The following is a 10,106-nucleotide window of genomic DNA, read 5'->3' as shown; positions in this document are numbered from 1 at the left end:
CCGCCGTCAAAACCACCCGACCCGACAACCCCGCCAACCCACCACCAGAGCCCACCCGGGCACCAAAACCAGTTGGGCTCTCAGACGGAGCATCCGACGGGGCACCTACCGGGGCCGTCCACACCGCGTCAACACCCAACGGACCACCCGGACCATACCCGCCGGAACCGTCCGTAGCAGCCCCCGCAGCGGTGTCCGCGGACGCCCCGGACCCGTCCGTAGCAGTCCCCGTGGCAGTGTCCGCGGGCCCGTTCGTGGAGGCGGGATCCGCGCCAGAATCGGGAAGAAATCCCGACCCGGTAGAAGAAGCCCTACTGCTTTTCATACCCCCATCCCATCACCCGCCACCGACATTATTAGGCCCGGAAAGAGACCCCCACCAAAACAATTTCAACAATTTTTTCGGACCCGATCAAGACCGAAAGAGGTGGCACTCAAAGCCACCCGCCCAACCGTCAGATCCGCCGCCAACGGGCGCTCGACCCGCCGGTGAAAGGGAAGGGAAGAGGGTGAGGACGAAGTCAGCTCTTGGCGGATTCGCTGTAGGAGTCGCTCCTCGCTGCACCCGCGCTGGCTGGCGCCTCGGTCTTCCTCGGCGGCGGAGTTGCTGCCTCGCGGAACTGACGCTTGGGGGTCTGCAGGTCCATCAGCTGGGTGGTGTCGCGGCCGAAGACGAAGCTCAAAATCCAGTTGAGGACCACCCTGAACTTACGCTCGAACATGGGCATCGCCATCCCGTGGTAACCGCGGTGTGCCAGCCAGGCGGGAAGGCCGCGCATACCGAATCCCATGATGTTGGCGACGCCCTTGTACTGACCGAAGCCAGCCACCGCACCGAGGTTCTTGTGCTTGTATTCCTTGACCCGGCCCACTCCGTTGTTCTGCGCGTAGATGTTCTTTGCCAGTAGCTTGGCCTGGCGCACAGCGTGCTGGGCATTGGGAACACAGAACCCGCCGACGCCGCCGCCGGTCAGGTCCGGCACGGCCGCGACATCGCCTGCGGTCCAGGCATTCTCAAGGGGGCCAGCGTCGCCAGTGATGCGCAGTTCGGCGTTGGCCCGAATGCGTCCACGTTCGTCGATGGGGAAGTCGGAGGACCTGACCATCGGGTTCGCCTGCACACCAGCGGTCCAGATCAGGGTGTCAGTCTCAAACTCGTCGGCAGGAGTCTTGTCCGGCATGTTAATGAGCTTTAGCCGTCCGTCCACTGCACTGGCCAGCGAGGTGTTCAGCAACACCTGGATGCCTCGGGACCTCAGGTGGGCAACTACCCAGACTGCCTGGGACTCGGTGACCTCGGGCATGATCCTGCCCATTGCCTCCACCATGACGAACCTCAGGTCTGAGTGCTCGAGGCGGGCGTTTTTCTTCACTGCGGCGCGGGCGAGGTCTTCGATTTCAGTGATGGTCTCTATTCCCGCGAAACCGCCGCCGACGACGACGAAGGTCAGGGCCCGGTCCCGCTCAGGGCCAGCAGGCATCAGCGAGGCGGTCTCAATACGCTCAAGGAGCTGGTTGCGCAGGGCGACCGCTTCCTCAATGGTCTTGAGGCCAATCCCCTGGTCCTTGAGACCGTCGATCGGGAAGGTTCTGGTGATGGAGCCGGCTGCCACGACGACGTCGCGGTAGGTCAGCTCAAACGGTTCGCTGCCGTCGGCAGGAGCGACCATCGCGGTGCGGCGGGCATGGTCGATGCCCGTGACCTTGCCGGTAATCAGCTCGGTCTGCTTGAGATGGGTGCGGTGCGACACCACAGCGTGGCGGGCCTCAATGTTGCCACCGGCCACCTCTGGAAGGAAGGGCTGGTAGGTCATGTAGGGCAGCGGGTCCACCAGAGTGACGATGCCACCGTGGGACCTGATCTTTTTCTGCAGCTTGTGAGCTACATAAAGACCAACGTAGCCGCCACCGACTACAAGAATGCGCGGACGATCTGAGAAATGTTGATTCAGTGCCATGCCTCGATGGTACCGGACTTTGTGAAAATCTTCACTAACTCTGCGTCGCCTGATGAAACCAGGTTTTTGCATCAATGATCAGGACCGGGGAACGGCCGTATCGAGAGAGTCCGTATCGGCGCTATCGTCGCCCGGATTGGCCAGGGCCATCCGCCGGGCCCGCAGGACCGCTACGGTTCCTGCAGCAAGGACCACAACGATCAACCCAGCGAACCCCAGCACGATTGCTGCCGGTAATCCGCTGGCCGAGGCTGACGGGTCTTCAGCGACCGGCACCTCGGGTTCGGGGATGTCGACGGCAGGGGCTTCACTGGTGGGTGCCTCGGGTTCTGGGGGCGGAGCCGGTGCTCCCCTGCGGTAGATCTCGATGAATTCTGCCATGCTGCCAAGGAGGTTCTCCTCGGGGACGGCCAGGTCAGCGTTGACGGCAGCCGCGACGTCGAGGATGCCGTACCCGTAGATGGTGTCCCGTTCAGCACCCTCGGCTCCGGCGTCCTGCGCCGTCAGCAGGATCCGGTTGACCACCTGGGCTGCCGAGAGATCGGGATATTTGGATCGGATCAGCGCCGCAGTTCCGGCGACCAGGGGTGCCGCTCCCGAGCTGCCTGACCAGTCGGCGTACACTCCGCCGGGCAAGGCACCCACCAGATTTTCGGCAGGGGCGGCTACCCCGATGCTGATTCCCTCGGAGGACGATTCGCGGCTGGCTTCGCCCTCCCGGTCCAGGCCGGCGACGGCGAGAACTCCAGGCATCGTGGCGGGCGCCCCCACCTGCAGGGAACCGCCCGCACGGTTGCCGGCAGCGGCGACGATGACCACATCGTTCTGCTCGGCGTACAGGAACGCGTCATCCCAACTTTCAGGCCAGGTCGGTGAGGTGCTCCCCAGCGACATGTTGATGACCTGGGCACCGTTGTCCACCGCCCAGCGCACAGCGTTAGGGATCTGGGTGTCGATGCTGATCCCCGCCGGGTTAGGCCCCTTGGTCTCGCCCTCAATCCAGACGGAAACGGCAAGAAGTTCCGACTCCGGAGCGACACCCACGATTCCATCCGGGCCGCGCCCATACGCGTCCGGCCCGGTGGTCGCGACAGGTTCAGGCGAGGGGGATTCCTTGTCGGAGTCCTCGTCCTTGTCATCGTCTACTGACGGTGATGGGCTGGGCGGGGGGTCAGGAAGGTGGCCCCGCCCGGCCAGCAGGCTGGCGACCAGAGTGCCGTGCTCGGCTACCTCGCCGATGCCGAGCTGACCATTTGGCTGCCCCGACCCTGAAACGTCGGTGCCGCCCACCACCACACCGTCCAGGTCGGGGTGCGAACCGTCGACGCCGCTATCAATGACTGCGACGCGAACGCCCTCACCCTTGGTGGTCTCCCAGGCTTCGGCGATCCCGTAATCCTCCAGCCAGTATTCGCGTTCCCGCAGGTCGTCGGCCTGGGCGGGCGCCGCGGGCAGGAGGGCAGTGGCCAGAACCACCCCCAATAGCCAGCCCGTCGCACGCCGGCGGGTGTTAAGTGAGCCACGGAAGCGGGTCACTGGGTTGCCTTCCGGTTCTGGCTGAGGGCAATGCCGTCAAGAATATCGTGCTCACTCGCGATGAACGTTGCCACCCTGCCGCCCGTGGCGGCAACCAGGTGCACGGTGATGGTGCGCCAGATCAATGCCCCAGCCCCGATGACATCAACCCGTCCAGGGTGCATGTAGGGCAGGGCAGCACGCTGGTCCCGGCGCATCTCCATCAGCTCGGTGGCGGCGTTCCAGACCCGCTCCTGGGCCAGTTCGGCGCCGTGGATGTCCACTGACCTGTACTCCGGCAGACCCAGCGCACGGGCGGTGATGGTGGTGATACTGCCTGCCACGCCAATGACCTCGGTGACCTTGCCGAACGGGACGTCGAGCGCTGCCTCGGCGATCAGCCGCCGCACTTCGGCCTCCATGGTCGAGATTTCGTCGGCGGTGGGCGGGTCCGAGGCAAGGTACCGTTCAGTGAAGCGCACGCACCCCATGTTCATGCTCCGGGAGGCCAAGACGCCGTCGGCGTTACCGACAACGAACTCGGTGCTTCCGCCACCCAGGTCGACGACGAGCACCAGCGATTCCTCGGTCCCTGACGCGGTCCGCGGCAACACGCTGAGCGCTCCGTCGAAGGATAGGGCCGCTTCCTCGTCCCCAGTGACCACCTCAGGACTCACGCCCAGCAAGTCCTGGATGCCGGCAGCGAACTCCTCACGGTTCTCGGCGTCACGGGTCGCCGACGTTGCAACGAACCGGACCCGGTCCGCGCCGTGCTGCTGGATCAGCCCCGCGTACTCGCGCGCGGCGGCGAAAGTGCGTTCAAGCGCTGCATCGGACAGTCGTCCGGTGGTGTCAACGCCTTCGCCCAGCCTGACCACCCGCATGAGTCGGACGACGTCGGTAAGTGTCCGGCCGTTGTCGTCGACGTCCGCGATGAGGAGCCGGATCGAGTTGGTTCCGCAGTCGATGGCAGCAGTACGCATCAGGAGTGCTCCGGTGGGGTGGGTTCGAAGGCTGGCCTGGTGGGTTCCGTGGCGGGGTCGGCGGCCAGGCGACGGTTGGCCCGTTTGGTTTCCAGTTCCGCCGGGGTGAGGCCCTGGGTGCGGGTGTGCCGGCTCAGTTCGCGGTCGGGCGCGGAGCCGCCGGTACCCCAGGCTCCCGCGCAGTAACAGCTTTCACGGGTCCACCATGGGGCGATGCCCTCAAGGGCTTCGTCGCCGAGCGGATTGACGCCGGGACCCGCAGCCAGCGAATGTCCCACCAGCACGTGCAGGCACTTGACCCGGGTAGGCATTCCCCCCGCAGACACACCATCAATCTCCGGCACGGGACCGGTCCCGGACCGGTCCCCAATGGCCTTCCGGACCCGCAGGTACTGTTGGTGGGCCGCCGCGTAGGCTTCGGCGAGTCCCGGTTCCCGTTCCAACCGCTCGGTCATCTCGGCCATCAGGCCCGACGCTTCGAGCCGGGACACCGCTGCGGTGATGACCGGGTGGGTGAGGTAGTAGGTGGTGGGAAAGGGGATGCCGTTGGAGAGCCGGGGTGCGGTGGTTGCTACCAGCGGATTGCCGCAGATACAGCGGGCGCCGATCTCGACCACATCGCGCACGGGTCGGCCCAGCTGACGGCTGAGGGTGTCAAGGTCAGACGTGGTCAGCTCTGTGCTGGGCGCAGAATCCATGCGGGGTCCTACCTTTCGAGATTCGGGGGGTTTCGTGATTGGCGAAGCTGGGCGTACCTGCGTTACCGACGGGTCCTAAGAGTCGGTCGCAGCGCGTTCGACCGAGTTCCAGAGCGCGTCAACCCATGGCAGGTCTTGCGGGGCCTCGCCCGAGGATCCCACCGGGTCGTCGCCGGCTTCGGTGTCGCCCACCACGACGTACCGGGTTTCGCCGGGCATGACCAGGAAGATCCGCTCGCGGGCCTGGGCCTTGATGTAAGCGGGGTCCTCCCACCGTGCGAGCTGCTGCTGGGACTCGGCCTGGGTTTCCTGGAGCGCCGCAATCTCGTCACGCAGGGTATTGAGCTCGCCCTGCTGGAGAAGGTAGGTGCGCACCGACGGTGCCAGGAGCACGGTAATGGTCACCAGCACCACGGCCAGCGCCAGCAGTCTGCCGGAGAAGGACTTGGCGGGGATCGGCTTGGCGTCCTCGGCCGGGACGATGGCTGGCGGCTCCCGCCGGAACGGCTGGCGTGCCCGCCGGATGGTCCCGGCAAGTTGCACCCGTTGCTGAACCCGCGCTTCGGAGGGAGTCAGCGGTGCCACCACTGGGGGCGCTGCGGATCGTGCCGGCTTCTTGACCGGACCCGCGGGGCGTGGCACAGGTTTTGCAGCACCCGGGGGCCCGTCTTTCGGCGTCGGCCGGACCGGGGTCCTGGCCCGAGGCGTACCGTGGTGGTCCTCGGATGCCGGGATTAATGGCATCCGAGGACCAGCGCTGCGCGGCAGCTTGGGGCGGCGGGTCGACATCAAAACTCCTCTAAAACCTCGGTCAGGGATAAGTGGCCGGTGGACCATCCCTGTTAACGAGGGTAACCGCCGCTACTGGTAACTAGGCTGTGAAACGCGGGAAGGCGCCGCGTCCCGCGTAACGCGCGGCGTCGTCGAGCTCTTCCTCGATCCGTAGCAGCTGATTGTATTTGGCGACCCGCTCGGAACGCGCCGGGGCGCCGGTCTTGATCTGCCCGGCATTGGTTGCCACGCAAATATCGGCGATGGTGGTGTCCTCGGTTTCGCCGGACCGGTGTGAGGTGATGGTGGTGTACCCGGAGCGCTGGGCCAGGGAGATCGCATCCAACGTTTCGGTGAGGGTGCCGATCTGGTTGACTTTCACGAGCAGCGAATTGGCGGTGTCGGCGTCGATACCGCGGGCGAGACGCACCGGGTTGGTAACGAAGAGGTCGTCACCAACGAGCTGGACCTTGGCGCCAAGCTGCTCGGTCAACGCTTTCCAGCCGTCCCAGTCCTCTTCATCCAGGGGATCCTCGATGGAGACCAGTGGGTAGTCACGGACCAGTTCGCCGTAGTACGTATTCATTTCGGCCGTGGTCAGGGCCTTGCCCTCGAAGTGGTAGGCGCCGTCGGTGTAGAACTCCGATGCGGCGACGTCCAGCGCCAGCGCAATATCCTTGCCCGGGGTGTAGCCCGCACGCTCGATGGCGGTGGTGATCAGGTCAAGGGCTGCACGGTTGGACGGCAGGTTCGGGGCGAATCCACCCTCATCGCCGAGCCCGGTGGCCAGGCCCTGTTCCTTGAGCACCGACTTCAGCTCGTGGTAAACCTCGACACCCCAGCGCAGGCCTTCGGAGAAGGATTCGGCACCGAGGGGAACGATCATGAATTCCTGGACGTCGACGTCGGAGTCGGCGTGGGAGCCGCCGTTGAGAATGTTCATCAGTGGGACGGGAAGGACGTGGGCGTTGGGGCCGCCCAGGTAGCGGTAGAGGGGCAGCTTCGAGGACTCGGCGGCGGCGCGGGCGATGGCCAGCGACACGCCCAGCATCGAGTTGGCGCCCAGGCTTGACTTGTTCTCGGTGCCGTCGAGGTCAATCATGGCCTGGTCAATGGCCCGCTGGTCGGTGGCGTCGAAACCCAGCAGTGCGGGCTGGATCTGTTCGATCACTGCTTCGACTGCCTGCAGGACTCCCTTGCCCAGGTAACGGGTTTTCTCGCCGTCCCGGCGCTCGTTGGCTTCGAACGCTCCAGTGGAGGCGCCGGAGGGAACTGCTGCACGGCCGAACGTGTCGTCGTCGAGCAATACCTCCACCTCAACGGTGGGGTTGCCGCGGGAATCAAGGATTTCACGTGCGTGGATGGCGTCGATGATGGCCATGGGAATGCTCCTTCGGTCCTGGAATAGGTAGTCGCACTGCGTCCGGTCAGGGCTGACCTGTCCGGTTTGAGGTATCGGTGGCGGGGTCTCCCCCCAGCCTAGTGGAAACGTCGGGGCCGGCGCCGTTCGTGTCATCGGCCTGCCTGGTCCGCTCCTGCAGCCGGAGCACCGCCGCCCGGAGGGCAAGCTCCGGGTCGAGCCCATCGGCGGTGGCCTGGTGAACCACCGACAGCAGCAGGTCTCCGAGGTCCGCCTCGGTGTGCGGCGCGGGGCCCGGCAGCACCGTGGCGAACTCTGGCACCGGTTCAACCGTCCGTCGGAGGGTCTTCGCAGCCAGGGCCAGCGCCGGCAGGTGCGCGGGGATGCCATGGAACGGGTCGGCCCGCTGCGGCTCCTCAGCGCGTTTGACCTGGTGCCAGGTCTCCACGATGGATTCGATGGAGGCCGGGAAGGATGACTGCAGGGCCCCGTCGGGGGTGAAGACGTGCGGATTACGCCGAATCATCTTCCGGGTCAGCCCGTCAATCACGTCGGTGAGGTTGAAGCCGCCCTGTTCGCGTTGCAGCTGGGAGTGCAGGACCACCTGCAGGAGGACATCACCCAGCTCGCCGCGCAGGTGGCCGGTCGCTCCGGCGTCCCCCGGATCACCGGCGGAGAAGGCGGCAAGGGCATCGACCAGTTCGTAGCATTCCTCCACCAGGTATTCGACCAGGGAGGCGTGGGTGAGGGCGGCCATCCACGGGCAGTGCGCCCGCAATTGGGCCACCACCTCGACCAGCCGGTCCAGCGGATGCTGACCTGCTGGTGAGGTGGGGCCCGGCCCTGACTCAGGCATCAGCGCGAAGAAAACCTTCGGTGATGTAGTCAGCTAGCGCCTCACGGTCCTCCAGCGGCAGGAATGCTGCGTCGACCGCATTGAGGGTCAGCTGCAACAGATCATCCAGGTCGTAGTCGAAGGTTTCGGTGAGGAGGTCAAGCTCGTCGGTCAGGGTGACGCCACTCATCAGACGGTTGTCGGTGTTGACGGTAACCTTGAACCCGAGCTGGAACAGCAGGTCGATGGGGTGGCTCGCAATGTCCCCGCCGAACGCCGCAATCGCGCCGGTCTGCAGGTTCGAGGAGGGGCACACCTCAAGGACGATGCCGCGGTCCCGGACCCAGGAGGCCACCTGGCCCAGGCTGACGACGCCGAGTTCCGGCTCCTCGCTCTCTGCGTCATACTCGATTTCGATGTCTTCAGCAATGCGGACCCCATGGCCGAGGCGGAGCGCGTGCCCATGAACCAGCGCATCAACGATGCTGTCCAGGCCAGCGGCCTCGCCAGCGTGCACCGTGACGGGGAACTGGTGTTCGGCCAGATAGGTGAAGGCGTCCTTGAACCGGGAGGGCAGGAACCCGTCCTCGGCGCCGGCGATGTCGAAGCCGACGGCGCCCTTGTCGCGGTGCCGGACGGCCAGTTCGGCGATCTCCTGGCCACGGTCTGCATGCCGCATCGCGGTGATGAGTTGACCCACCTGGATGGCCCTGCCCCCGGCGACGACGGCGTCGACTCCCTCGTCGAGGCCCTGCTGGACTGCCTCGACTGCCTCGTCGAGGCTCAGACCCTGGGTGAGGTGTTGTTCCGGCGCCCAGCGCACTTCACCGTAGACAACGCCGTCGTCGGCAAGGTCTTCGACAAACTCGCGGGCTACCCGGATCAGACCCTCGCGGGTCTGCATCACGGCGATCGTGTGGTCGAATGTCTCGAGGTACCGGACCAGGGAGCCGGAGTCGGCTGATTCGCGGAACCACTCCCCCAGGGCCACGGCGTCGGTGGACGGCAACTGATGCCCAACTGCCTCGGCAAGCTCGATGATGGTGGACGGGCGCAACCCCCCGTCCAGGTGGTCATGCAGGGAGACCTTGGGAAGGCTCCGCAGGTCGAAGGTGAGGTCGGTCGCTGGAGAAATGATTGGCTCAGTCACTCCACTTACCTTACGCGAGGTGCGGTGAGGGTCCTACTGAAGGTGAGCTCATTTAGCGTCCCTCCGACCGGACTTTCCGTGGTTCGGGGCGCAGTGGTGTCGACCCGCGAACCGCAGCAATGATGCGGTCAACGATGATCCCGAGCACCACGGCGATACCGATGGCGACCATCACGCCCAGCAGGTGGTTGTGTTCAAACCAGGCGCCGGCGACGACGCCGATTCCCACCGAATAGGTCGACCACACCACAGCCGAGAGTGCGGTCAGCGCGACAAAACGCCGGCGTGAGTACCCGGTCGCGCCTGCGGTGAGGTTGACGGCGACGCGCCCGATCGGGATGAATCTGGCGACGAGAATCAGTGATGCAGCACGTTTCTGCAGTTCATACCCTGCCCACGCAAACGAGCGCTGCATGCGGGCCGACCGCATCCAGCGGAACCTGTGAATGCCGATGGCATTGCCGATCCCGTAGGCAATGTTGTCGCCGATAAAGGCTCCGAGGCACGCGGCGATGACGAGCAGCCAAGGGTTGGGTACGCCCTGGGTGAGGACGAGCGAGGCCAGGCCCACCACCACCGATTCGCTGGGGAAGGGGGGAAAAAACCCGTCGACTGTGCAGCAGATGAAGACCAGGAGGTAGACCCAGGGCTGCTCTGCGGTGCCGAGGATGAAGGTGCTGGCCGCGTTCATTGCCGTCGTAAGCATGTCCACGCTCCCCACCCCTCCGTCCACCGCATGCTGGCGCTCCGCCACCTTTCACGATGCCATCACCGAGGGTCTCCGGTCCATAGGTGAACCCCCTGAGGCAACCCTCGGCTTCGCAGTGCGGCGTCTG

At 65.5% G+C, this 10,106-nt stretch carries 9 protein-coding genes and 1 pseudogene; all 10 read right to left on the bottom strand.

Translation table 11 applies throughout. The features are described from left to right. Positions 1 to 325, bottom strand: a pseudogene (locus tag ACX80A_RS12135) (hypothetical protein); the annotation flags it as partial. 196 nt (positions 326 to 521) lie between these two features. Continuing rightward, positions 522 to 1,958 (bottom strand): NAD(P)/FAD-dependent oxidoreductase, encoded by a 1,437-nt coding sequence (locus ACX80A_RS12130; protein ID WP_459259974.1) that lies wholly within the window; start codon positions 1,956 to 1,958, stop codon positions 522 to 524. A 78-nt stretch (positions 1,959 to 2,036) separates the two neighbouring features. Continuing rightward, positions 2,037 to 3,494, bottom strand: a complete 1,458-nt coding sequence (locus ACX80A_RS12125) for a S8 family serine peptidase (RefSeq protein ID WP_459259973.1) — start codon at positions 3,492 to 3,494, stop codon at positions 2,037 to 2,039. Beyond that, positions 3,491 to 4,459 (bottom strand): Ppx/GppA phosphatase family protein, encoded by a 969-nt coding sequence (locus tag ACX80A_RS12120; protein ID WP_459259984.1) that lies wholly within the window; start codon positions 4,457 to 4,459, stop codon positions 3,491 to 3,493. The genes ACX80A_RS12125 and ACX80A_RS12120 overlap by 4 nt, the downstream gene beginning before the upstream one ends. Beyond that, on the bottom strand, positions 4,456 to 5,154 hold the full coding sequence (locus ACX80A_RS12115; protein WP_459259972.1) for a DUF501 domain-containing protein: 699 nt from the start codon (positions 5,152 to 5,154) through the stop codon (positions 4,456 to 4,458). The genes ACX80A_RS12120 and ACX80A_RS12115 overlap by 4 nt, the downstream gene beginning before the upstream one ends. A 75-nt stretch (positions 5,155 to 5,229) precedes the next feature. Continuing rightward, entirely contained in the window at positions 5,230 to 5,943 is a 714-nt protein-coding gene (locus tag ACX80A_RS12110; RefSeq protein ID WP_459259971.1) for an FtsB family cell division protein, read from the bottom strand. An 82-nt stretch (positions 5,944 to 6,025) separates the two neighbouring features. Continuing rightward, on the bottom strand, positions 6,026 to 7,306 hold the full coding sequence (gene eno, locus ACX80A_RS12105; RefSeq protein WP_459259970.1) for a phosphopyruvate hydratase: 1,281 nt from the start codon (positions 7,304 to 7,306) through the stop codon (positions 6,026 to 6,028). Between the two features lie 46 nt (positions 7,307 to 7,352). After that, positions 7,353 to 8,141 (bottom strand): MazG nucleotide pyrophosphohydrolase domain-containing protein, encoded by a 789-nt coding sequence (locus tag ACX80A_RS12100; RefSeq protein WP_459259969.1) that lies wholly within the window; start codon positions 8,139 to 8,141, stop codon positions 7,353 to 7,355. After that, complete coding sequence (locus ACX80A_RS12095; RefSeq protein WP_459259968.1) at positions 8,134 to 9,270, bottom strand: adenosine deaminase; 1,137 nt, start codon at positions 9,268 to 9,270, stop codon at positions 8,134 to 8,136. The genes ACX80A_RS12100 and ACX80A_RS12095 overlap by 8 nt, the downstream gene beginning before the upstream one ends. Before the next feature lie 52 nt (positions 9,271 to 9,322). Beyond that, on the bottom strand, positions 9,323 to 9,961 hold the full coding sequence (locus ACX80A_RS12090) for a DedA family protein (protein WP_459259982.1): 639 nt from the start codon (positions 9,959 to 9,961) through the stop codon (positions 9,323 to 9,325). Between the last annotated feature and the right edge of the window lie 145 nt (positions 9,962 to 10,106).

The sequence above is a fragment of the Arthrobacter sp. TMN-50 genome (genome assembly GCF_054511125.1).
Note: the sequence above shows the minus strand (reverse complement) of the source record. Positions and strands in the feature narration are given on the sequence as shown.

What these genes read in the sequence shown, in the direction of transcription:
- ACX80A_RS12115 (WP_459259972.1), bottom strand. Translation starts at nt 5,154, where the DNA reads ATGGATTCTGCGCCCAGCACAGAGCTGACCACGTCTGACCTTGACACC.
- ACX80A_RS12100 (WP_459259969.1), bottom strand. Translation starts at nt 8,141, where the DNA reads ATGCCTGAGTCAGGGCCGGGCCCCACCTCACCAGCAGGTCAGCATCCG.
- eno (WP_459259970.1), bottom strand. Translation starts at nt 7,306, where the DNA reads ATGGCCATCATCGACGCCATCCACGCACGTGAAATCCTTGATTCCCGC.
- ACX80A_RS12110 (WP_459259971.1), bottom strand. Translation starts at nt 5,943, where the DNA reads ATGTCGACCCGCCGCCCCAAGCTGCCGCGCAGCGCTGGTCCTCGGATG.
- ACX80A_RS12130 (WP_459259974.1), bottom strand. Translation starts at nt 1,958, where the DNA reads ATGGCACTGAATCAACATTTCTCAGATCGTCCGCGCATTCTTGTAGTC.
- ACX80A_RS12090 (WP_459259982.1), bottom strand. Translation starts at nt 9,961, where the DNA reads ATGAACGCGGCCAGCACCTTCATCCTCGGCACCGCAGAGCAGCCCTGG.